This window comes from Deinococcus hopiensis KR-140 (genome assembly GCF_900176165.1).
GTDB lineage: Bacteria > Deinococcota > Deinococci > Deinococcales > Deinococcaceae > Deinococcus > Deinococcus hopiensis.
In genome coordinates this window covers 53,147-74,861 of sequence record NZ_FWWU01000008.1, presented here as the reverse complement: position 1 = coordinate 74,861, position 21,715 = coordinate 53,147, and the positions used below count along the sequence as shown (strand labels likewise).

Genomic DNA, 21,715 nt, shown 5'->3' with positions numbered 1-21,715 from the left:
AACGCGATAGTTCGGGAGCTGTTGCTGTCTCCAAACGCGGACCCGGGAGTGTCTGGTGCAAGTGGCGGGGCTGGCGGAAGTGACGTATCACGGGCGAGCGATGAGCACGGCGGATATGGGGCCGTACCTGCTGCTCTTGAAGCGAGATGGGAGTGTGCAGATTCATTCCCCAAAGGGCGTCAAGCCGATGAATTGGCACCCGAAAACGGATGAGTTGACCGCTTTTGTGGAGGATGGGGGCAGTGCGTGCTACTCGCGTTAAGGCGGAGTCCGAACGGGCTGGTGCGCATGGTGTTCCTGGAACCTGCACTTGCTCTCGCGCTCGCGTTGACCGAGGAAGCGGGGGTTTGTGCTCGCGGGATCAGAGGCAGACCTGCAGGAAGCGCTGGCAAGAAATCCTGACCTCATCGAGCCCGGCTTACGTATCCTGAACCGCGAACTGCTCGTGGACTCGGGCGGTATTGATTTGTACGCGCAGGACCAGCAGGGCCAGTTCGGCGCCTTACAACGCCGTCCCCAGCGGGACGGAAATCTCGGGTGGTCGTCGTACACCTTCTGAGCAGGAGCCAGACAGCCTCCTCTCCCAAATGGGGCAACGGCCTGCTCGACAACCTGGGTCAGCACAGCGCAATGGCAACCGAAGCCCAGACGCAGGCGCTCGACGCTTATTCCACGGGTGTACGGCCACAAGTGGAATGGGTTGTGGCAAGTTGTTGGGGTAGGGTGACGCGGTGTTGAGCGGTCAGAAGCTCCCCGGCGACCGGTTCCCCCTCGCGGTCATCGGCTACGCCGTGTGGCTCTACCACCGATTTCCCCTGAGCGACCGCGGTGTCGAAGAACTTCTGCTGGAGCGGGGCATCTGCGTGACGCGTGAATCCATCCGCACGTGGTGCATCAACTTCAGCCATCTCTTCGCCCAGAGCCTCCTTCGCCGGGAACCACGACGTGGTTCCCGGTGGCACCTTGATGAAATGTGCGTGGACGTCGGTGGTGTCAAACACTGGCTGTGGCGGGCGGTCGACGAACGCGGCGCCGTGTTGGACGTCTTGTTGCAGCAACACCGAGACACGGAAGCCGCCAAATCGTTCTTCTCCTGGCTGCTGAGTGAGTACGACGTGCCGGAGATCATTCACACCGACAAGCTCTGGAGCTCTGGTGCGCCCCTGCGTGAACTCCCCGTGTTCCACAGCGTGGAGCACGTCCAGGTGATCTCCACTGCCCGTTGCAACACTCTGATCGAGCAATCCCACCGCCCCACACGACGGCAGGAACGTCAGCAGTGGGGGTTCAGGTCACGACAACGAGCGCAGGGCTTCCTCGACCTGCACGCCTGAGTCTCGAACCTTCACCATTCCGCTCGCTCCACCATCCCTGCTTCCCAGCGCCGTTCTCACAAAGAAGAGGCCTTCAAGATGTGGCAGCAGGTCGTGCAACAGGCGGCCTGAAGTTCAGGCCGCCTGCGTGCTCGGCTCCCCTCTGCTTCTTTGAGGTCGACAACTTGCCACAACCGAGTGTCCCAGTGGGGCTGAGCGGTGTGGTGGCCATCGCGGCAGGTGAATATCACAGCCTCGCTTTAAAAGCGGACGGCACAGTCGTCGCCTGGGGGAGGAACGCCTGGGGTCAGACGAGTGTTCCGGCTGACCTGGGCAGTGTGGTGGCCATCGCAGGTGGTCTTGAGCACAGCCTCGCTTTAAAAGCGGATGGCACAGTCGTCGCCTGGGGAAAGAACGACTTTGGTCAGACGAGTGTCCCGGCTGACCTGGGCAGTGTAGTGGCCATCGCGGCAGGTTCGTTGCAGAGCGTTGCTTTAAAAGCGGATGGGACGGTCGTCGCCTGGGGGAGGAACGATGCTGGTCAGGCGAGTGTCCCGGTTGGTCTCAGCGGTGGAGTGGCGATCACGTCCGGTTTCCTCCACAGCCTTGCCTTAAAAGCGGATGGCACAGTCGTCACCTGGGGAAAGAACGGCACTGGTCAGACGAGTGTTCCGGCTTCGATTGTCCCGGCTGGCCTGAGCAGTGTGGTGGCCATCGCAGCCTGTGACGCCCACAGCCTCGCTTTAAAATCGGACGGGACGGTCGTCGCCGGGGAGGAGAACTCCGCTGGTGAGACGAATGTCCCGACTGGCGTCACCGGCATGGTGCCGTGAGCGCCTCGTGTGCTCCTGCGCCCGTGAGGACTGGGGATGAAGGGCCACGGGGCATCGTCCAGTTCCGCCCTCAGGCTCCTCCTGTTCCCAACGCACTTCCCTACCGGACCACCAGGCACTTACAGTCACCTCCTGTCTTCTTGCTTGCTAAAGTGACCAGGATGAAAAAAAGAGTGGAGTGAACCCAATGGAGCGGACCGCAGGGCAAGTCACATCTGGGTAGCAGTGTAGCGGGCAGCGAACTCGGCAGGTGGGACGTATCCCAGGCTGGAGTGCAGTCGGCGGCGATTGTACAGGTCCGCAATAAAGAAATTGATGTGTCGCCGGGCATCGTCCAGATCGACGTACTCTTGCAGATCGACCTCCTCGGTCTTCAGGGTCTTGTAGAAACTCTCCATTTTGGCGTTGTCATAGGGATTGCCTGTCCTGGACATGCTTGGCGTGATTCCTGCGGACCGCAAGCGGTCCACGTACACTCGGCTCGCGTATTGCATGCCCTGGTCCGAGTGGTGCAGCAGACCGGGAGCAGGACAACGCGCCGAAAGCGCGTTGTTGAGCGCTGCCAACGGCAAATCCGCGTCCATGAACTTTGACATGGACCAGCCCACGACCTCACGGGTAAAACCGTCCAGCACGCAGGCCAGGTACACAAAGCCTTGCCGGACTCGCACGTAGGTCAGGTCTGCCTGCCAGACCTGATTGGGCCGTACCGGAACGGCGTCACGCAGCAGGTTGGGAAAGCGCTTCTCGTTGTGGTTGGAATCCGTCGTCGCCCGGTGGCGGCGCTTGGGACGGCACAACAACCGTCGTTCCCGCATGACACGCAACACGCGCTTGTGATTGACCGGGCGGCCCCGTCGGGCCAACTCGCGGGTGACACGCCGATATCCGTACCCGTTGAACTCCATCACCACGGCCTCAATGTCCTGGGACAACGCCTGATCGGTGTCCACCTCCTCCCGGCCCTGCTGTTCGTAGAACCACGAGCGATTGACGCCGTGCAGCTCGCACAGACGACGTACCGACACCTGGGGATACGCGAGTCGCGCATCCTCGATCATTTGATGCCGTTTTTCGAGCGGTACGTCGCCAACGACTTTTTTAGAATCGTGTTCTCCAGCGACAACTGTCCGCAAAATCGTTCCAACTCGGCGATTCGTTGTTCCAACGACTGGTCGGGTTTGGCCTGGTCGGTGAACGCTGCTTCACCTCGCGCCTCGACCTCTTTCCGCCAACGGTGAATCAAGCTGGGCGACAGGGCATGTTCTCGGCAGAGCTGGGCGGTCGTCTTGTGAGCCCCATTGATCTGGTTCACGATGTCAAGCTTGAATTCACGGCTGTGGGTGCGTCCGGGCATCTTGGCTCCTTCGGTGCTGTCAGCCTACGGGCTGACGGGGACGAAGTGCTTGGCCTCTTGGTCCGGTCCTAAGGGGTCAGTCCAGAGCTTTTCTTCCAATAGTCGGATTTTTCCTAAGTGCATGCACGCCTCCCATGTCTCCCATTCCTCCCTCGACAGTTCCTCCTGAGGTTGACACTACGCCTCCTACAGTGGCCATCTCTACTCAAGTGCCAGAGAAGCCAGGAGCTTTGGTCTTAACAGCCACAGCGGCTGATTCAAATGGTATCACCAAGGTAGAGTTTTACCGAGATGGCACTTTGATTGCCACAGATGTCGATGCACCATACGCAACCTCGTTCAAAGCAACACAGCTTGATAATGGAGAAGCCGTATTTTCAATTAAAGCCTATGACTCTAGCGGAAATATTGGACAGACAAGTACAACGCAGAGTATCAATATTCATAGTTTGTATGAAGGAGTTTGGGAATATGATATTGCACCAGGCGAGATTATCGGCTTTAGTGGAACTCTGGTTTTTGATGATGAAAAGACGGAGGACGGACGCACCTTCGCAGTGGGACGGTACGGGAAAGTTCAAGGAAAATCATTTGTGGCTCAGGGCTTGGCTCAGCTGGGTGAAATTAGAGAACGAAATAATCTAGAAATGAATATGGCATATGGCATAAATTACCAAGAAAATTTTGTTAATGCAAAAAATATTGTTTTAAAATTAGATACTTCGAATAGATTGTACTTTGCTGGAGATGGTACTCTCGACGAGAAGTTTGTCCAAACCAGTAATAGGAGCGCCTTTTTGTTTTTTAGGCAAGTTTCGAAAGCGGTGCCCAAGAATGACATTATAGAAGAAGATTGATTCCGGCTTGTAATATCGTGAATCCCAACTGATTGAGATCAACTTGGAAAAGACGCTTTTACATGTCGTTTCAAAGGGTCAAGGGCATAAGTATCTATCTCCTACTCTGATGAGTTTAAAATAACACCTGAATTAGTCGCACTTGGACTCTTTCTCAAAATTCAGTGAGGGTGGTTGACTGAAATTCATCAGTTGAGGCGGCATGGTGCTGATCGTCGTTCCAGACGGCCAGAATCTGTTCCCGCGTCCTCCTGAGTTCAAAAAGCGGCACCCAGCCGGCACACTTCATGCGCACGTGTCAGGCGAGCACACCCCAGTCAGGCCAGGCGGAATCCGCCTGGCCTGACCCGATTTGGTCCAGGCGCTCGAAGTGACAGAGCAGAAAACAGGCCAGGCTCAGACGGAGGGAGCGCAGGACCCCATGCTGTGAACGTATTCAGGGGTTGAGAAGGAAGCTGGACCTGACGCCACCTGTTGCCCTGCCTCCAGGGCAATCCTGACCGCAAGGAGCGCCAGGGTCTCCAACCCTCAGAACATATGATGTTGATTTTTATTGAGTTTTTGATCTTAAAAAACATGATGATCATCATCAAGGGGCGGTGGGTATCTCGACAAACACGGCCTTTTCTGCGTTTTTCGCCTGAGTAGTACGGGGACAACAGGACTCAATCGCCTGAGTCGTACGGGCGTTTCGCCTGAGTCGTACGGGAAGAGAAAGACTGAATCGCCCGAGTTGTACGGTACGTCTGCTCCGGAATCGCCTGAGTTGTACGGGAAGGTGTAAGGCCCGATCGCCCGAGTTGTACGGTACGTCTGCTCCGGAATCGCCCGAGTTGTACGGGAAGGCGCAAGGCCCAATCGCCTGAGTTGCACGGTATTTCGCTCGCGTTGTACGGGACCAAGATGATGGATCGCCTGAGTAGTACGGTGCCGCCGAGCCAGGCTGGACCATCTGGAAATTTCCGCTTCGGCACGTCTTTCTCGACCCGTCACTGTAAAATCGCCTGAGTTGTACGGGCCGCGAAGCAGCCCAATCGCCTGAGTTGTACGGTATAGCAGTTGGGATCCCGGCCAATTATGATGTGCGGGATTCCATTCCCAGGAGGCAGTGCGGTGGGTATTAAACGGGGTGATAAACTGCCGCCTGCTCCTCTCGAACATGTCACGCGGATCGACGAGGCGAATGTCAGCCGCCTTGGGCTGATCAGCATTCAAGAGCGGATTCCAGAGGCCTTTACCTCCTGGACCGAACATTTTTCAGTCGACGGTCGCCCGGCAAGTCTCACCTGCGACGCCATACCAAAATACGGAGGCGTGCCGCATGGGCTTGATGGTGACATCGCGACCGCCATCGTTGATCTTTTCGTAGAGAGCGGCAGTCCTGAAAACGGGATCGTGCACACCAGCGCCTATCAGATTTTGAAGCGCGCCGGCTTTCCTGACGCCGGACGGTATTACCACAATCTACGGCAAACACTTTTTCGCCTGCGCACGGCCACGTACATTGCTTCAGAAGCCTGGCGCGATCATAAGCGTGGTCACTGGACGACCGTGACCTTCAACTACCTCTCGGAGCTTGAATTTACGAGTCACAAGGATGACAGCGGGCTTCAGCGTTCCAGCGTCATCAAGATCCGGTTGGCCGATTCGATCGTGCGCTCGATCCGCGCGAAGTACACCAAGCCACTGGATCACGAGTTCGCGACGAGTCTGGACCGACCGCTCACGCGGGCGCTGTACCGCCTCCTGGATGCGCGCCGCTATCCCCCCGACAATCCCCTGACACCCATGCAGTCGTTTACGGTCAATCTGGTGGATTGGGCAGCGGCCTGTAAAATCGTCGATCAGCGCACCAACAAAATTCGCGGCACCCTCAAAAGCGCCCATGACGAGCTTATAGACAGGCAGTATCTGGAAGCGGTGACCTACGAAGGCCGCGGGAAGACCCAACGTTTGACGTACCGCTTCACCGGACATGATCCCGTCTCCCTTACGCCTGTCAGCGTCTCTCCTGTGGTCGAAGATTTGATGCGTCACCGCATCTCACAGTCGGTCGCGCGCCGTCTGGTGGATGAGTTTGGGGAAGAACACGTGCAGCTGCGCCTGGGGAAATTTCAGGGTCTCCTCGAAAACGGGTACAAGCCACGCAACCATTCAGGCGTCCTGGTGGACGTCATTCGGGACACCGAGGGCAAATACCCCGAACCGAGCACGCTGGCAATAAAATCACGGCATACTCCAATGCCCACGTTGGCGCAGTCCGCCAGGGCCGAGCCTGCGCTGTCTCTCGAAGACCGGGTGGACTCCGCGCTCAAAACCATGCAGTTCCTGCTCCGTGACCGCTTCACGAGTAGCGAATACGCGTTGCTGCGCATGGGACTGATCATCGGGCAGCCGGAGGCGGGTGACGTCACGAGCGCAGCGGCGGTTGCCAAAGCCTCTGGAACGCTCGACGCTTATGCCGATGAACTGCGCGCCGCGCTCCAGATCCCCTGAACGGTCTTTATCAGTGACTAGTACTACAGTTACAGTTGCTCCAGGAACCTGTTGTTCAAGGGCTTTCTGTCACCAGTCACCTCCCGAGAATTCCCGCGTTTGAGAGACGCAATCGCCAACTGCAACTGTAGTACTAGAGGGCGTTTTGGAAATGGATTAGTTCTCATGGTGGCTCATTACCTTGAGGCATGCCCTTTGAAACCTACGACTCCGACGTAACGGATGCCGAATGGGAACTCCTTGAAGAGGTCTGGCCCCTGAGGGCCTGACAGAATTTATGAGTCGGTCGCGGCGGGATGAAGTTGCGAGCGGACGAATTTGAGGTAGCCCTGTTTGCCGCTGCGCTTGGTCCAGAAATTGACGGATTTGCGAATACGCTGTAAGCACGTCACGGTCTCTTCCAAGGTGATGGTATCCATCACTTGATCGGGACGGCCCAGCATCAGTTCCGTCGTGTCTCGGACCGATTCGAAGACCAACAAGGGTCGCTGGGGCAACTGAGGTGGACTCACTTCGCGTCCCAGCAATTCTGCTTTGTAGCGGGAGATCAACGCCCCCAGACCTGCATCGACCTGCGCATCTAACAACTGGGGATGCTGCAGATAGACATCCATGACGGCCAGTTCAATATTCATGAGTGCCGAACCGTATTGATCTTCGAACTCCACGGCAGAATTCTACCGGCTCTATGCCACTTCTTCGTCTGCCTGAATCTACCCTGCAGCATGGCGGTCATCCCGCCATGCACACCCAGTCAGATGCTGGGAAGCTGTGTCAGGCCGTGCTGCATCATCTTCAGTCGTGCTTGTGGAATGACCGCCGAAATGCGCAGACGTTGGCTTGGATGGTCACGGGCTTGCTGCTCTCCCAGTGTCCCTCCCTGCCAGCCTGGGTCCCTCATGTTCACTCCAGAGCGACATTCGCTCAGAGCACGGAACGCCGTTATCGTCGATGGCTGGATTGTCCAGCCATCGACTCGGGACACATCTATGGTCCTCTGATCACCCATGCTCTGCGTGATTGGGGCCAGCACACCTTGGTATTGGCGCTCGACACCAGCGTGTTGTTCGAGCGGTTTTGTCTGATTCGTGTGGCAGTACTGTTCCGTGGACGAGCGGTACCGCTCGTCTCCCGGGTCTTGGAGCATTCCAGCGCTCAGGTGAGTACAGCGCAGTTGCTTGGTGTCCTGGCCGAGGTCAAGGGGATGCTTGATTTCTTAGGGATCTCTGAAGTCCGTCTGTTGGCAGATCGAGGCTTTTGCGATACCCAATTGATGACGTGGCTCCGGGTCTGTGGGTGGCTGGACTGAACCCTTAGGAGCGGACCAAGAGGCCAAGCACTTCGTCCCCGTCAGCCCGTAGGCTGACGGCACCGAAGGAGCCCGTATGCCCGGACGTACCCACAGCCGTGAGTTCAAGCTCGACATCGTGAATCAAGTTGACGGGGGTCAAAAGACGACCGCTCAGCTCTGCCGAGAACACGCTCTCTCGCCCAGTCTGATCCACCGCTGGCGGAAGGAGGTCGAGGTGCGTGGGGGAAATGGCCTTCACCGACCAGGCCAAGCCCGACCAGTCGTTGGAACAGCGAATCGCCGAGTTGGAACGGTTTTGCGGGCAGTTGTCGTTGGAGAACACAATCCTAAAAAAAGTCGTTGGCGACGTACCGCTCGAAACAAGGCACCAAATGATCGAGGATGCGCGGAGCGCGCCCAAAAGAGGTGTCGGTGCGTCGTCTGTGTGAGCTGCACGGGGTTAATCGCTCGTGGTTCTACGAACAGCAGGGCCGGGAGGAGATGGACGCCGATCAGGCGTTGTCCCAGGACATTGAGGCCGTAGTGGTGGAGTTCGACGGATACGGATATCGGCGTGTCACCCGCGAGTTGGCCCGACGAGGCCGCCCAGTGAACCACAAGCGCGTGTTGAGAGTCATGCGGGAACGCCGGTTGCTCTGCCGCCCGAAGCGCCGCTATCGGGCGACAACCGATTCCAACCACAACGAGAAGCGCTTCCCAAATCTGCTACGCGAAGTCGTCCCAGTACGGCCAGATCAGGTCTGGCAAGCCGATCTGACCTACGTGCGAGTCCGCCAAGGCTTTGTGTACCTGGCCTGCGTGCTGGACGGTTTTACCCGTGAGGTGGTGGGCTGGTCCATGTCAAAGTTTCTGGACGCAGATTTACCGCTGGCAGCGCTCAACAACGCGCTTGCAGCGCGTTGTCCTGCCCCCCGGTCTGCTGCACCATTCGGACCAGGGCGTGCAATACGCCAGTCGGGTGTACGTGGACCGCTTGCGGTCCGCAGGAATCACGCCAAGTATGTCCAGGACAGGCAATCCCTATGACAACGCCAAAATGGAGAGCTTCTACAAGACCCTGAAGACTGAGGAGGTCGATCTGCAAGAATACGTCGATCTGGACGACGCTCGACGACACATCGAGTTCTTTATTGCGGACCTGTACAACCGTCGCCGACTGCACTCCAGCCTGGGGTACGTTCCACCCGCCGAGTTCGCCGCCCGCTACACTACCGCCCAGATGTGACTTGCCCTGCGGTCCGCTCGATTGGGTTCACTCCAGGCATTTCCGTATCCGGATCAAATCCACCCTCTTGCTCGCTGCCCCCCAGGGGCAGCGACTCTGCAAGGTCAATGAGGTTCAGCTCGTCCCCAGAGAGACCCGGTGTTTGCACAACGTCATGCTCACCGGACAGTATTTTGGCCCAGTGCATGTGGCCATGGGGCGTCCAACAGATGCGTCAGAACAGTGGCAAGTCGTCAGTGATGAACCAACCAGCATCGACACGTTCGCCGAATACGGCGAACGCTTCCAGATCGAAGAAGGCTTTCTCGATGATAAAAGCGGGCTGTTCGGTCTGGAAGCGTCCAAACTCCGCGATGCAGCAAGCCTGGAACGGCTGGTCATGATCATCGCTGTGGCCACCCTCCTCTTGGTTTCCGAAGGACTTCAAGTCGTGCAGAACGGGACTCGGCGCGTCCTTGATCCCCATTGGCAAACGGGATTGAGCTATCTCAAGATTGGGTTACGAGCCATGCAGTACGCCCTGAGTCGAGGTCAAGCGGTCATGACCCGCTTGACCCTTCGAGGCGGCCCCGATCCTGAACCCCTGGAGCTCCGAAAACGTCCTCAACCAACCCCTCTGATCTCGCTTGAAGTTGGCTGGACGCTCGTTTTTCGCTTGCCTTCATAATTTCTGTCAGGCCACCAGGGCCCACTCCTTAAGCTTGACCCAGTTCACCCAGGCGATTCGGCAGCGCCACCAGCAGGGAGGCCCCCATCTCGCCTTCCCTGTTCCCTTCTGCCCACACCTGCCCACCATGTCGCGTCACGATGCGGCGGACATTCGCCAGCCCAATCCGCTCTCCCGTCCCGAGCTGGCCTTGGGGTACCTGAAATACATTGAACAGGCCCTGCGCTTGCTCTGCCGTCAGGCCCAAGCCGTTGTGCTTCACCCAGACCAGCACGTTTTCCCCGCGCGCCTCACCGTCTATCTCGATCACCGCCTGGACTCGTTCGGTGGTGGCGTCCAGCGTCACCAGAAGCAGTTCCGCAAAGACCTGCCGGAGCAGCAGGGCGTCCCCCAGCACCACCGGCAGCGTCCCAATCACCCACTTCACCTTGCGCCTTTTGAGCAGGGGTTCCAGATCACTCCGCACCTGCACGATGAGCTGAGCGAGCGGCAAAGGCTCTTCCCGCAACTCCCGCCGCTCCAGCACAGCCAGATGCCGCAACTCGTCCAGACGTTCTCCAACGCCGCGTGCCTCTTCCCGGACCTGCTGGAACAACCGCTCATGCCGCTGATCCAGTCGGCCTTCCAGGCGGCGTTGCAGCAGTGCGGTCACAGCATTCACCCGGCGCAGGGGTTCGCTGAGGTCCCGCGTGATGCCCAGCGCGTAGGCGCGCAACTCCGCATTCAGGTCCTGCAAGTCCCGGGTGCGTTCCGAGACCTGGCGTTCCAAGGTCTGGGTGAATTCTCGCTCCTTGATCTCGTCGGCCTTGCGCTGCGAGATGTCGGAAAAGTACACCGACAATCCGTGTGTTGTAGGAAAGATGTTGATTGAGACCCAGGAATTGAGAACGGGAGACACAGCCTCCAGGCGCACCATTTGCCGTTCCTGCACGGCTTGGAAGTGGGCTTGATACGGTTCACTCCCAACGATCTCAGGAAATTCCTCCCAGATGACCTTGCCGAGCAAGTCTTCCCGGTGGCGGTGCCAGAGTTCTTCGGCGCGGCGGTTGACGTAGATGAAGCGCCAGGTCTCATCCACCGCGTAGAAGCCGTCATTGATGCTCTCCAACACGTCCACCTGCTGCTGTTGCTGCTGGAGGAGCCGGGCGTGCTGCGTGGTGCGGTCCAGAGCGATAGCGCACTGAAGGGCCAGCGTAACCAGGAATTGCCTCTCAGCGGAGGTGAAGAAGTGCGGCTCGTGGAAGTCGAGGACCAGCACGCCCAGAGAGCGGCCGTTCAGGAGGATAGGCAGGATGGCGCTGCCAAGAGGACTGATGGCTCCCGTGTCCTGTTCGAGCTGCGGGTAATGCTGTTTCAGCGTTTCAGCGTCTTTAAAGAACAACGGTTCCTGTTTCTGGATGACGTCGATAGCGGGAACGTGACGGTCCAGGGGACCGTCTTGCCAGATGGTCTTGGCATTCTGTTCGTAGCCCTGCCGCGTGATGAGTTCCAGGCGATCTTGCATGGCGTTAATGAGCAGGACCGCACCAGCGACTGCACCGAGGGAACTGATGGCAGGACGCAGGATGATATCGGTGACCACCTCTTGTGGTTGGATGGGACTGAGCGCGTGCCCTACAGCGTGGAGTTCATCACTGAAGAGAGTTTGTGCCTGTGGCTCCGCCATATGAACCAGGGTAGGCGGCCATTCGGTTTGAACGCCGACCAGTTCCTTACAGAGGAATTTATAGAACTCTGGAGCACCGGGAAAAGGCGACCTGGGGCCGCATGAGGGGTGTGGGTGACTGGACTTGAACCAGCCCGGGAACCTGCTTCCGCCCCACTCGCACGTCCGTTTTTAAGAAGGTGGACGCTTCCCTTCCTGGCAGGAGTATCTCGCCCCAGCCCTTCTGGCCGATAGGGATGACATTGAAGTGATTTCAGATCTTCCTGCAGTGGACTGAGCAGAGGGTGAAGCCAATGTCAAAGGATTTGGCGCTCTGAGCGCATGACGGCAGGACGTCGAGCCGCGCAGCCAGTGCTTCCAGACGCGCGCCTTCCCCTTCCTGGTCCAGGTTGTGACGCAACTGGGTCACTTCGCGTCGCAACTCTGCCCACACCGCCTCGCTGAATGCTTCCCCCTGTGCGCGCGTTCTGGGCCACCCGCGTCGCGTCCTCCAGCCGGTCCTGACGGGCCTGAAGATGACGCACCTGCCCGGCACGGTCCGCCTTCGTCCAGACCAGCGTATCCCGCAGCGTCGTCTCCAGCATCCCGATCACCTCGCCCCACACCTGCACCAGGACGCGTTCGGTGTCCTGCTGCCCCAGGCTCAGGGTGAAGGCCGGGTCATTTCCGGGCGCACCCTGCGGCACCACATCCCAGGCAGCGATTGAAGGGTGCACCCTGCTCACTCCGTGTGCCAGCGGTCATCCCCGGACGCTGAGCGGATGACATCGCTGGAAAGGAGCGTCAGGAAGCGGTGCACGATGTCCGGGTCAAGGTGCGATCCGGCCATCCGCTCCAGTTCAGTCATTGCCTCTTCCCTCGTCCACGCCGCCTTGTACGGCCGCTTGCTCGTCAACGCGTCATACACGTCCACCACCGCGAATACCCTGGCCAGCAGCGGTACTTCATCTCCCGCCAACCCATCAGGATACCCCCGCCCATCCCACCGCTCATGATGATGCCGCACGACCCCGAGCGTCTCGGCGGGCAGCGTGGGAATCTGCGCGAGGATCGCGTAACCCAGCTGAGGGTGCGTCCGCATCTCCCACCACTCGCCTTCGGTGAGCGCGCCCGGTTTGAGCAGCACCTGGTCCGAAACGCCTATCTTCCCCACATCATGCAGGTACGCCCCCCACCGCAGCGCGTCCTGTTGCGCCTCATTCAGCTCAAGCGCCCGGCCCAGCCGCTCCGCCAGTTGCACGACCCGTGCGGTGTGACCGTGCGTGTCATGGTCCCGGTATTCGAGCGCGCGACCAAGGGCGCGAAACGTTTCTTCCCGTGCCGTATCCAGTTGCTGCACATGCTGGTAACGCTCCAGCATCACGTTGACGTGATCGGCGAAACTCTGCATCAGCTGCTGGAGGTCAGGACTGATCCGGTCTTCCGCTCCAGACACGAACACGAACACGCCGTGCAGGGCGCCCCCCATGAGGATGGGTACGGAACAGAATGATCGCCAGAAGTGGCGTGGCAGCGCTTCTGGTGGGTCGAACAGCGCTTCATCCGCCGCTGCGAAAAAGAGTTCACCCCGCATGGTGGCCAGCCCGGGCTTTCCAAAAGCACGTAAATCGTTGATGTTCGGCAACAGAGCGAGCGCCTCATCGGTGTGGGCACCCCGTGCCCACCGGAGGGTCATATCCGTGCCCGCCGCGGCGTAGTAGAACGCCTGTGGAAATCCCGTGACGGCCATGGCCCGCTCAAGCATCGTCAGGATGAGGGCGTCCGGGTCCACGGTCAAATCAAACGCGTTCACGAGGTCCAGCAGGTGCCGGTAACGGTCAGCGGCTTGCCGGTGTGCACGGTCTGACACCCTGAGGGCTTCGATGGCCCGTACACTGCTGCTGACGTCATGGGCGTTCACCACGAAGCCCTGCACGTCCGGATCCGCCAACAAGTTCTGCACCGTGACGTCCAGCCAGATCCAGCCACCCGCTTTGTGCCGTACGCGGATTCGGGTACGGAGCGACCTGCCCGGGTCCGCCAGGACGTCTCGCACCAGGTGTGCCTCCTCCGGGTGGAGGACGTCGGGCAGGTGGAGGTTACGCAGGTCCTCCTCGGTGTACCCGAGCAGTGCCGTCACACTGGAACTGAGAAAGCTGACTTTCCTGTCCGCTCCGAACACCAGCACGATGCCGCCGCTGTACTCGAGCACCTTGTGGTCCCAGGCTGTTCGGCGCAAGCGGTACAACGCGTCTGCACACTGAAGCGCGAACCCCTCCAGAAAAACCCACTCAAACCCATCGAGGGTACGTCCGCTGTCCCAGCTGAACGTCAGGGTCCCGTGGACCTTCCCCTCAAGCAGAAGGGGGAGGGCGACAATGGCCTGCATCTCCGGAAGACGAATGAACGTGAGGTGCGGGTACCGCTCGTCCCAGTCGCGTGCTGTCAGGCAGATGGTACGTTGCTCAAGGACAGCGTCCGTGATGGGCAGGCCCGGTTCGACGGGAATATCACGGAATTCGCGGAGGCGCTCCTCGCTGTATCCCATAGCGTTCACCCGGTGCAGGCTTTGGGTTCTGGGGTTGTAGGTGCAGATGCTCGCGGAGTGTGCCCCCAGGGCTTGCCCTGCCCACTCCAGAACCTGCTGTATGACGTCATGGGAAGCGGGATACACCGTGAGGTGCCGCGTAATTGCGCGCTGTATGGTCGACAAATCCGCAGACGTCATTGAATCGTCACTGCCCATGAAGCTCTCCTGAGCGGTCCGCCTTTGTGGGAACCAACGCCAGCTTAACGTCTGCCTCTGGTCTTGACGTGCTGATTCACGCAAACGGGGTACTCCAGCAGTGGGTCGCGCTGGGTCACGAAATAAATAAACGCCGTTTAGGGCTTGAGGCTGGGGTAGCCGAGTAGGACGGAGACGAGGAAAAATGGAGACGGTATGTGCAGATACCGTCTCCATCATAGTTTAGGTCGTCGTGCGGTGATTCGTCAGCTCCACCGTTGGGCGAAGCGGCACTTCAGCGATCAGAAGCGATTTAAGCATCAGAAGCTGACGGATGCCCTGCTCGTGGCCCTCTTGCTCGCTCGCTTCGTGTTCAAGCAGCCGTATCCCTCGATCTGGTGGAACATGTTGAGGGAAGACCGCGTCGGTCTTCCCTCCTACACCCAGGCGTACATGCGAAGCGTGCGTCTGCTGGAACGCCTCGAAGCCTTGGTCAGCCCCGCCAAACGCTGTGCAGAAGTGATCATTGACTCCATGCCGCTCCCGGTATGTCGCCCGAAACGAGGCAAGCGGTGCAAGTTCCCGGGAGCGAAATGGGGGTTTGGGACCCAGAGCGACGTGTACGGGTACAAGCTGCATGCCTGGGTGACACCCGCAGGGGAGATCGTCCAGTCCCTCCTCAAACCCGCCAATCTTCACGACACCACCGTCAGCTATGAGTTGAACCGGAGGTGGCCTGAGTTCGGCGGGCCAAAGATCATTGGGGACAAGGGCTATTGCTGCCTGGGCTACCTGTTCCCACCCAAGAAAAACACCCGCTATGACAACGGGTGGCGGCAAGACCGCCACCCAAAGCTCCGCAAACGCATTGAAACCGTCTTTTCACAATTGGTCGAAGCTCAAATTCGCTCCGTTCAGACCAAAACACTTCCCTCTCTCCGGCTCCGCGTCGTCCTGGCCGTCCTCGCCCATAACCTCGCTCAGCCCTAAACGGCGTAAATAAAGTTTTAGAAATTCCTTGAGCATTTCACCAGGTTTTAAGGGACTGTGTGTGTCACAGAGGTGCTATGCCTGAGCGCATTCTGCTCATTGAAGACAATCTAGACCTCACAGCGCTCCTTCAGTACGATCTTCAAGGTGCTGGGTATGAAGTGACGACCGCAGCGGACGGGCGAACTGGGATGCGCCGCGCACAAGAACAACACCCGGATCTGGTGCTGCTTGACCTGGGGCTGCCGGATATCAACGGGGCGCAAGTGGCTCTGCAACTCAGAAAGACCAGCGCAGTGCCCATCGTCATTCTGACAGCGGTGGATACCGTGGAGAGCAAGGCGGAGTTGCTGAGCGCCGGGGCCAACGACTACCTCACGAAGCCCTTCTTCCCGGAGGAACTGCTGGTCCGGGTCGAAGCCCAGTTGCGCCGTCAGCCGTGTGGTAAAGACGACACGCTTACCGTTGGGAGCCTGGAATTGCGTCCGCAACTCCGGCAGTGCCTCTACGAAGAACGTGAAGTGCAGCTTTCTCCTATAGAGTTTGACCTGCTGCTCCTCCTGGCCCGGCATCCCGGGCGGCTGTATTCTGTGGAGCAACTCGAACACGAACTCTGGAACGGTGCCCCGCTTCCAGGACGCCAAACGCTGCACATGCAGATGAGAAACCTCCACACCAAGCTCCGTAACGTGAAGGCGGCCGGGCTGATCCGAACCCTAAGGGGCATGGGGTACGCCTTCCGACCCAATTATACGGAATAATAATGGTTTTCACTCATACGGTTATGAGAGTCATATCCATTTAAGTCCTCCCAGACGTGATCTATATCCTCATCATACATCTAGCCACATATGGGAGTCACTTTGGTTCCGTATTATTGGTACTCCGTTGACTGGCGGGAACCTGATGGATGGTGCCCGTGTTTCTGGGGTCAGTGCGGTACGGAAAGAGTGGGAATCCCCCGTGTTCTTCGCCAGCACTTTCAGACCCAACGGAGTACCATTATTGATACCGGCTTAGGTTTGAGACGAGCAATAGGCATGGGTGAGCTTGGCGGGGAGTTGTGAGGCGCGAAGGCGACGCCAGGCGAAGTTCAAGCGATCTTTCAATTCGCCCTGGTCTTTGGGGCAGAAATTGCCGAGCAGGTGCCCTTTGACATAGGCCCAAAGGTGCTCGATCGGGTTGAGCTCCGGGGCATATGGGGGCAGGTACTGGATGGTGAGACGCTGTTGCTGCTCAACGAAGGCCCGGAGGGCCTTCGTATGATGAATGCGAGCGTTGTCCAAGACGACGATCAAGTCGCCTTTGATATGTCGGAGCAGATGTTCAAAGAACGCGAGTACCTGAGGCCCTCGAACGGCTCCTGGTACGGTGTGCTGCAGAAATTGACCACGGGTCGTCACTGCACCCAGGGTAGAGAGCTTGTCCCACCCGGCTTTGGCGTGAATGATGGGGGTCTGGCCACGTGGAGCCCAGGTCCGCGTGACCGTGGGTTTCAGGCTGAAGCCACTCTCGTCAACGAAGACCAGGGTTGCGCCCTGAGCGACTTTTTTTTTCCAACTCGGGTCGGACGGTCTGCACCCAAGTCTGAACGGCTTGTTCGTCACGCTCCATCGCGCGTGGATCGGGCTTCTGAGGAGGGCAGCCCAGCTGATGGAGTACCTTCCTCACGTGATCGACGTGGTACCACACCTCAAATTGCACCCCGATCACCTCCCGCACGCGGGAGGTTGTCCAGCGCTCATCCTTATACCCCGCGGCCTTCGAACCCGCCTCGAGTAGGGCTTGGAGCTGCTTGAGTTGTTCAGCAGTGAGGCGACGCCGAGGACCAGTGGCCCGCGTCGCCTCCAGACTGCCTCGTTCTCGGAGTCGCTGTTTCCAGGTCCTGACCGTACTTTCCGCAACACCGACGGTCTCAGCGATGACGCGGTCGGTCACTTCAGGATCCTGGAGAAGTTGCTGCACATACAGCCGTCGTTCTTCGAGTTGCGCGCGGCTCAGCCTTGAGGGTCGCCAGACCTGCACCATGACCTCAGCCTACCACTCGTCTCCGATTCAAGCCGCTATCAATAAAGTGCGTCTGAAAAAGGTCAGGGTGGACCCTTGGCCAAGCGGCGGACCATCAAGCGGATCATCACCTCGTAGACGAGGTTCTCCGCTGTCTCCGGCAGAGCTTCATCGTCCTTGGCCATGCGCCTGGATTTTCCCAGCCAGGCAAAGGTCCGCTCCACGACCCAACGCCGTTTCAACACCACGAATCCCGCGGGCACCTCCACGTGGCGTGGAGGTGCGTCTTTTGGTGCCCAAGTAGTCTGCCGGCCTGACCACGGATGCTTCACGATTTCCAACGTCCAGCCGAGAAACGTTTTGATTTCTCCTGCCAATTTTCCGGTGTATCCCGCATCTGCCCACAGGTGCTTCATTCGGGGAAAGACGTTCGGCGCCCCCTCGCAAGAGGAGGACCGCGCCCGCGCGGGGGAAGGATGTCCGCTTCATGCACTTTGATCGCCATGACGAGGCAGGGCGTATCCACGAGCAGATGACGCTTCCGTCCATTGACCTTCTTACCGCCGTCGTAACCACGTGGCCCACCCGCCTCGGTGGTTTTGACCGATTGGCTGTCAATCATTCCAGCACTTGGTGTAGCTTCTCGTCCTTCTCGCAGCCGAACCAGTTCACGCAAAGTCGTGTGGAGCGTCTCCCAGACGCCTTGCAGTCTCCACATCCTGTGATAGTGGTAGATCGTTTGCCAGGGGGGAAGATCGTGAGGCCGTACCCCGCCAGGCCACGGCCTCCGCGTAGGACAGAGAAGATGCTGTCCAGAATTTCCCGCAAAGACCACTTGCGGGGTCGACCCACAAGCGATTCAGGAGGGAGGAACGGTTGGAGGACGTTCCACTCGGCATCGGTGAGGTCGTTTGGGTACGGACGCCCCAATCATTCGCGCACCACCTCCGCCCCATCATTCCTCCATCCCATACGTCTGAAAAACATGCACCAGCACGTTTTTCAGACGCACTTTAGAACGCGGTGCGGATACGGTGTATGGGAAGCTCCACAACCTTCTCGGGTACCACCTGGTCAAGCAGACGTTCAGCGGCAAGAACGACACCGAGTCGAGTGAGGGTACCCCGGTGCTGGACATGAGGGCCAGCAGCAGCGTAATCGGTGCATCTGGAGGCGTTGCCTTATCAGTATCGCCGCCAACTTAATGACGGTCCTGCACAGGCACTCGGCTTCAGTTGCACCCCTGCCCATCGCGGCCAGGTTTTTTACTCGGCAGCATAGGCAACCTGTGCTCCACCCCAGTATTTCAGGAAAGCGTCGATCTGCTTCAAGAAGGCCTGGAAGTTGGGCGACTTCATGAGGTATGAGCTGGCCTGCAGGCTGTACGCCCGCTCAATGTCTCCCGGTGCACCGGAGGTCGAAAGCATGACGACGGGAATCTGCGCCAGGTCGTCATCGTCTTTCAGCGCCTGCAGAAGTTCGAAGCCGTTCATGCCTGGCATATTGATGTCCAGCAGAATCACGTCTGGAATGACACTCTTGGTGCGGAGCATGCGTAACGCGGTCTCTCCGCTGGCCACGGTGGTGAGGGTACAGTCAGGGCAGAGTTGATCAAACGCCTCTTCTGCCAGGAGGCGGTCCCCCAAACTATCGTCGACCAGGAAGAAGTGCTGGGGAATCCTCATCGGCGGGAGATTAAGGGGTTGGTGAAGAAGAGTATGAGATGTACCTCACACTTCAACCCCTTGTCAGTTCCCCCGCTCTGACTCGAGAACACGCTTCAGCCGCACCGAAGTGCACAGGAAAGAAAATGCCAACCGGCATGCATTACGGTTAGGTTCCCCTGTTCGCTGGGGCCCTTTGGAATTGGTACTCAAGCGTAGCCACGCTGTTTGCCTTCCAGAGTTGTTCCCTCCCCACTTCAGTTCACCCTGCTTGCTCAGTCTGTCTTCGGACGCCTTAAGAAGATCAGCACGGCCCGGCCCATCTGAGCTTCGGCTTGGCATCAAAGGGACAGGCGACTGTCAGGCCCGCGGGCCACACTGAAGTCATGGCTGGTGCTCCTGTTCCCGCAGCTGAAGCGGCGCGTCTCCTCGATCTGGCGCGCTATTACGTGCTGGACACAGCGCAAGAAGACGTCTTTGACCGCATCACCCGCATCGCGGCTCAACTCCTTCAGGTCCCCATGGCCGTCCTGTGCGTCCCTATCTTGCCAGGTTGTCTTGCTGGAAGAGGGCTTCGAACGCATTCACCGCTTCGTCTCTGGGGAACGCCCGCACTACTTTTCCACTGCTGCTCTGCGCCTCCGCCTACACCCAGCCACCGTGCTTTGCCATGATGCGCCGCACCTGAATCAGATCGCTGCCTTCCAGGACAGGCACCTCCTGATCTGTCCACACACTGAGGTCGAACAGGGTGGCGGCTTCTTCCCCATCAGCTCTAGACCGTCCTCCACGCTCACCTCAAGGGACCTGCGCGGTGCTCACGCTGACACGAGTCACCACGAGTCACCTGGGCCAGGTAAACACGATGAACACTGTATATTCAGTGTGTACCCTACCATGACCGTATGCACTCCTCCACTCTTGTTCAATCATTCCTATTGGTGGAGGACAACGCGGCCGACTTCCTGCTGATCAAGGAAGTCTTGGAAGACATAGATCTCGATCTCCAGTTGGATGTTCTTTCTGACGGTAGGAAAGTGCTGCCGTACCTCGGCACTCACGCTTGTCCCGACCTCATGCTGCTGGATATGAACATGCCGGGTATGACGGGTCTAGAAGTCTTGCAGGCCCTGGATGGCCGGCACAAAGGGCGGATCGTGATGTGGAGCACGGGCTGCTCGGCAGCAGAGGTGCAGCGTGTCCTTGACGTGGGTGCGGACGGCTTCGTTCAGAAGCCAGATACGTAGGACGTCCTGGTCGCGTTACTCCGTGCCCTCCTCAATGTCGCCGAGGCGCACGTCCTCAGGGATGAAAGCCAGAGCTAAACTCCGTGCTCCTCGCGGTGGAGTGGACTGTTGGAGGCAACGAGAGTTTGATTCTTAAGCTCTCCTCCTGCCACCTGGGAAGGGAGGAGGGTTCTCGCATTTGAGTCCGGCGATATCTGAGGTTCTCGTCCATTGGCCACTCCGTCCGGGGAGGGTTCCCATAAGTCCTGGGTCCAGTGGGTGAGGAGGACTCCAGGGCGTTCGTAAGGTCATTTGCCGCAAGAGCCAAGGCAATGGAGATCGTCCTCGGGTCCTCGTGCGCCTGACGGGCCGCCTCCAACCCCTGGATGGCTTTGCTTTCGGACGCTCCACCATCACTCTTCCAGGTTGACGGCTGCGCCCGACCCTGTCGCCGTCGCGCTACGTCGGGAAGTGGCAAAGCCCGCGCACATTGTTGGTGGCCGTCCCGCGACGGCGATGGAAAGGGGGGCGCCGGGCCCTGGGACGAAGAGGAGCACTGAGCGCACGGCGACTGGGTTCCCCGTTCAAGACCTCAGCACTGAGTCGGAGCGGTTCAGGACCAGCTCCTAACTTGCTTGAACGCTTTGACCAGGGCCCAGACCGGGTCATCCTGGATGCTGCGGGCAAGGCGGAAGACCCAGGACGCCGCTCTGACGAGTACCCAGTCATCTATTGGCCGGTCTGCTGAAGAAAAGCCAGGGAACAGCGGCGCCCGCCCTTGTCACTGCCCGCCCCAGGCTGGACCTGCTCAGCTTCCTCCTCAGCGCGACCGGGGCAAGGTACAGCCAAACGTGGCCACCTCATTCAGCACACCATGCGCGAATACCGTGCCACCGTGCCGGGTGATAATCCGCCGGACGTTCGCCAGCCCCACCCGCGTGCCTTCGAACTCATCATGCCGGTGCAGGCGCTGAAACACACCGAATAGCTTGTTGGTATACCGGGGATCAAAGCCCATCCCATTGTCCCGCACAAAGACCGCCCACTCGTGGGGGCGTTCCTCTACGCAGATCTCGATGTGGGCTTCGAGCTGTGTCCGGCTGTATTTCAGTGCGTTCGACAAGAGGTTGATCATGACCTGCCGCAGGGTCGTGTGGTCGGCAAGAACCAGCGGAAGGGGCTGGATGTTCCATATCACTCGCTGCGCCTGATCAAGGTCAGTGACCGGACCGTGGGGACTGCAGCCCTCATCCTGAGCGTGGACGCCAGCAAGGATGGAGACATTCAGCCGGTGCTGGCCGCCAACGCCATGACGTCCATTGGGCTGCTGGTTTACGTCAATCGTCCCCTGACCGTTGCGGGCACCCAGGTTTGCCAGGGCACGTTGAACGGGTAGAG

General features: G+C 59.0%; 21 protein-coding genes and 3 pseudogenes. 14 read left to right on the top strand and 10 right to left on the bottom strand.

Annotated features, from left to right (window positions below; all coding sequences use genetic code 11):
- Positions 1–55 precede the first annotated feature (55 nt).
- From B9A95_RS36580 to B9A95_RS10770, 4 genes and pseudogenes are all read left to right on the top strand, one after another.
- On the top strand, positions 56–262 hold the full coding sequence (locus B9A95_RS36580) for a hypothetical protein (RefSeq protein ID WP_342744582.1): 207 nt from the start codon (positions 56–58) through the stop codon (positions 260–262).
- An 87-nt stretch (positions 263–349) separates the two neighbouring features.
- Positions 350–559, top strand: a complete 210-nt coding sequence (locus B9A95_RS36575; RefSeq protein ID WP_342744581.1) for an endonuclease NucS domain-containing protein — start codon at positions 350–352, stop codon at positions 557–559.
- A 175-nt stretch (positions 560–734) separates the two neighbouring features.
- Positions 735–1,445 (top strand): annotated as a pseudogene (locus B9A95_RS10775) (IS6 family transposase).
- Between the two features lie 89 nt (positions 1,446–1,534).
- The gene (locus B9A95_RS10770) at positions 1,535–2,146 is read left to right on the top strand and encodes an RCC1 domain-containing protein (RefSeq protein WP_212648307.1); all 612 of its coding nucleotides are present in this window, start codon (positions 1,535–1,537) and stop codon (positions 2,144–2,146) included.
- Between the two features lie 209 nt (positions 2,147–2,355).
- On the opposite strand, the gene B9A95_RS10765 is transcribed toward B9A95_RS10770, so the two are convergent.
- Positions 2,356–3,207, bottom strand: coding sequence for an IS3 family transposase (locus B9A95_RS10765; protein WP_084047268.1), 852 nt, complete (start codon positions 3,205–3,207; stop codon positions 2,356–2,358).
- Complete coding sequence (locus tag B9A95_RS10760; protein WP_084045091.1) at positions 3,204–3,503, bottom strand: transposase; 300 nt, start codon at positions 3,501–3,503, stop codon at positions 3,204–3,206. The genes B9A95_RS10765 and B9A95_RS10760 overlap by 4 nt, the downstream gene beginning before the upstream one ends.
- A 134-nt stretch (positions 3,504–3,637) precedes the next feature.
- On the opposite strand from B9A95_RS10760, the gene B9A95_RS32070 reads away from it, so the two are divergent.
- The gene (locus tag B9A95_RS32070; protein WP_139806677.1) at positions 3,638–4,360 is read left to right on the top strand and encodes an Ig-like domain-containing protein; all 723 of its coding nucleotides are present in this window, start codon (positions 3,638–3,640) and stop codon (positions 4,358–4,360) included.
- A 1,113-nt stretch (positions 4,361–5,473) separates the two neighbouring features.
- The gene (locus B9A95_RS10755) at positions 5,474–6,856 is read left to right on the top strand and encodes a replication initiator protein A (RefSeq protein WP_245808252.1); all 1,383 of its coding nucleotides are present in this window, start codon (positions 5,474–5,476) and stop codon (positions 6,854–6,856) included.
- Between the two features lie 275 nt (positions 6,857–7,131).
- Here B9A95_RS10755 and B9A95_RS10750 read toward each other — a convergent pair whose 3' ends face one another.
- Positions 7,132–7,524: a hypothetical protein gene (locus B9A95_RS10750; RefSeq protein ID WP_084047266.1), complete on the bottom strand. Its 393-nt coding sequence runs from the start codon at positions 7,522–7,524 to the stop codon at positions 7,132–7,134.
- Positions 7,525–8,241: 717 nt separating this feature from the next.
- Here B9A95_RS10750 and B9A95_RS37055 point away from each other — a divergent pair.
- The 4 genes and pseudogenes from B9A95_RS37055 to B9A95_RS10730 form a co-directional block, all read left to right on the top strand.
- Positions 8,242–8,331, top strand: a pseudogene (locus B9A95_RS37055) (hypothetical protein); the annotation flags it as partial.
- A 218-nt stretch (positions 8,332–8,549) separates the two neighbouring features.
- The gene (locus B9A95_RS10735) at positions 8,550–9,194 is read left to right on the top strand and encodes an IS3 family transposase (protein ID WP_139806675.1); all 645 of its coding nucleotides are present in this window, start codon (positions 8,550–8,552) and stop codon (positions 9,192–9,194) included.
- Complete coding sequence (locus B9A95_RS33555) at positions 9,169–9,393, top strand: integrase core domain-containing protein (RefSeq protein WP_170928570.1); 225 nt, start codon at positions 9,169–9,171, stop codon at positions 9,391–9,393. The genes B9A95_RS10735 and B9A95_RS33555 overlap by 26 nt, the downstream gene beginning before the upstream one ends.
- A 142-nt stretch (positions 9,394–9,535) precedes the next feature.
- Positions 9,536–10,060 (top strand): hypothetical protein, encoded by a 525-nt coding sequence (locus B9A95_RS10730; RefSeq protein ID WP_212648306.1) that lies wholly within the window; start codon positions 9,536–9,538, stop codon positions 10,058–10,060.
- A 28-nt stretch (positions 10,061–10,088) separates the two neighbouring features.
- Here the strand turns inward: B9A95_RS10730 and B9A95_RS10725 are convergent, their stop codons facing one another.
- The 3 genes from B9A95_RS10725 to B9A95_RS10715 all read right to left on the bottom strand — a co-directional run bounded on the left by B9A95_RS10725 (position 10,089) and on the right by B9A95_RS10715 (position 14,451).
- Positions 10,089–11,726, bottom strand: a complete 1,638-nt coding sequence (locus tag B9A95_RS10725) for a GAF domain-containing protein (protein ID WP_084047264.1) — start codon at positions 11,724–11,726, stop codon at positions 10,089–10,091.
- Between the two features lie 296 nt (positions 11,727–12,022).
- Complete coding sequence (locus tag B9A95_RS10720) at positions 12,023–12,442, bottom strand: hypothetical protein (protein ID WP_139806674.1); 420 nt, start codon at positions 12,440–12,442, stop codon at positions 12,023–12,025.
- A 5-nt stretch (positions 12,443–12,447) separates the two neighbouring features.
- Complete coding sequence (locus B9A95_RS10715; RefSeq protein ID WP_170928579.1) at positions 12,448–14,451, bottom strand: HD domain-containing phosphohydrolase; 2,004 nt, start codon at positions 14,449–14,451, stop codon at positions 12,448–12,450.
- 195 nt (positions 14,452–14,646) lie between these two features.
- Between B9A95_RS10715 and B9A95_RS10710 the strand changes: the two genes are divergently transcribed.
- Both B9A95_RS10710 and B9A95_RS10705 read left to right on the top strand, forming a co-directional pair.
- Complete coding sequence (locus tag B9A95_RS10710; RefSeq protein ID WP_084047258.1) at positions 14,647–15,420, top strand: IS982 family transposase; 774 nt, start codon at positions 14,647–14,649, stop codon at positions 15,418–15,420.
- Between the two features lie 77 nt (positions 15,421–15,497).
- Positions 15,498–16,181, top strand: coding sequence for a response regulator transcription factor (locus B9A95_RS10705; protein ID WP_084047256.1), 684 nt, complete (start codon positions 15,498–15,500; stop codon positions 16,179–16,181).
- Between the two features lie 255 nt (positions 16,182–16,436).
- Here the strand turns inward: B9A95_RS10705 and B9A95_RS34560 are convergent.
- The 3 genes and pseudogenes from B9A95_RS34560 to B9A95_RS10695 all read right to left on the bottom strand — a co-directional run bounded on the left by B9A95_RS34560 (position 16,437) and on the right by B9A95_RS10695 (position 19,112).
- Positions 16,437–17,448, bottom strand: a protein-coding gene (locus tag B9A95_RS34560; RefSeq protein ID WP_212648305.1) for an IS630 family transposase whose coding sequence is annotated in 2 segments (ribosomal slippage) — positions 16,437–16,976 and positions 16,978–17,448 — 1,011 coding nt in all. Because the reading frame shifts where the segments join, the coding sequence is not laid out codon by codon here.
- Between the two features lie 62 nt (positions 17,449–17,510).
- A pseudogene (locus B9A95_RS10700) lies at positions 17,511–18,357 on the bottom strand (IS5 family transposase).
- 335 nt (positions 18,358–18,692) lie between these two features.
- Positions 18,693–19,112, bottom strand: coding sequence for a response regulator (locus tag B9A95_RS10695; protein WP_084047254.1), 420 nt, complete (start codon positions 19,110–19,112; stop codon positions 18,693–18,695).
- An 884-nt stretch (positions 19,113–19,996) separates the two neighbouring features.
- Here B9A95_RS10695 and B9A95_RS10685 point away from each other — a divergent pair.
- Positions 19,997–20,338, top strand: coding sequence for a response regulator (locus tag B9A95_RS10685; protein ID WP_084047250.1), 342 nt, complete (start codon positions 19,997–19,999; stop codon positions 20,336–20,338).
- 799 nt (positions 20,339–21,137) lie between these two features.
- On the opposite strand, the gene B9A95_RS35355 is transcribed toward B9A95_RS10685, so the two are convergent.
- Positions 21,138–21,452 (bottom strand): sensor histidine kinase, encoded by a 315-nt coding sequence (locus tag B9A95_RS35355; protein ID WP_342744580.1) that lies wholly within the window; start codon positions 21,450–21,452, stop codon positions 21,138–21,140.
- An 18-nt stretch (positions 21,453–21,470) separates the two neighbouring features.
- On the opposite strand from B9A95_RS35355, the gene B9A95_RS35350 reads away from it, so the two are divergent.
- The gene (locus B9A95_RS35350; protein ID WP_245808302.1) at positions 21,471–21,713 is read left to right on the top strand and encodes a hypothetical protein; all 243 of its coding nucleotides are present in this window, start codon (positions 21,471–21,473) and stop codon (positions 21,711–21,713) included.
- Positions 21,714–21,715: the final 2 nt, after the last annotated feature.

What these genes read in the sequence shown, in the direction of transcription:
- B9A95_RS32070 (WP_139806677.1), top strand. Translation starts at nt 3,638, where the DNA reads ATGTCTCCCATTCCTCCCTCGACAGTTCCTCCTGAGGTTGACACTACG.
- B9A95_RS10765 (WP_084047268.1), bottom strand. Translation starts at nt 3,207, where the DNA reads ATGATCGAGGATGCGCGACTCGCGTATCCCCAGGTGTCGGTACGTCGT.
- B9A95_RS10735 (WP_139806675.1), top strand. Translation starts at nt 8,550, where the DNA reads ATGCGCGGAGCGCGCCCAAAAGAGGTGTCGGTGCGTCGTCTGTGTGAG.
- B9A95_RS10715 (WP_170928579.1), bottom strand. Translation starts at nt 14,451, where the DNA reads ATGGGCAGTGACGATTCAATGACGTCTGCGGATTTGTCGACCATACAG.
- B9A95_RS33555 (WP_170928570.1), top strand. Translation starts at nt 9,169, where the DNA reads ATGTCCAGGACAGGCAATCCCTATGACAACGCCAAAATGGAGAGCTTC.
- B9A95_RS10710 (WP_084047258.1), top strand. Translation starts at nt 14,647, where the DNA reads ATGTGCAGATACCGTCTCCATCATAGTTTAGGTCGTCGTGCGGTGATT.
- B9A95_RS10685 (WP_084047250.1), top strand. Translation starts at nt 19,997, where the DNA reads ATGCACTCCTCCACTCTTGTTCAATCATTCCTATTGGTGGAGGACAAC.
- B9A95_RS10725 (WP_084047264.1), bottom strand. Translation starts at nt 11,726, where the DNA reads ATGGCGGAGCCACAGGCACAAACTCTCTTCAGTGATGAACTCCACGCT.
- B9A95_RS10760 (WP_084045091.1), bottom strand. Translation starts at nt 3,503, where the DNA reads ATGCCCGGACGCACCCACAGCCGTGAATTCAAGCTTGACATCGTGAAC.
- B9A95_RS10705 (WP_084047256.1), top strand. Translation starts at nt 15,498, where the DNA reads ATGCCTGAGCGCATTCTGCTCATTGAAGACAATCTAGACCTCACAGCG.
- B9A95_RS10695 (WP_084047254.1), bottom strand. Translation starts at nt 19,112, where the DNA reads ATGAGGATTCCCCAGCACTTCTTCCTGGTCGACGATAGTTTGGGGGAC.
- B9A95_RS35355 (WP_342744580.1), bottom strand. Translation starts at nt 21,452, where the DNA reads ATGATCAACCTCTTGTCGAACGCACTGAAATACAGCCGGACACAGCTC.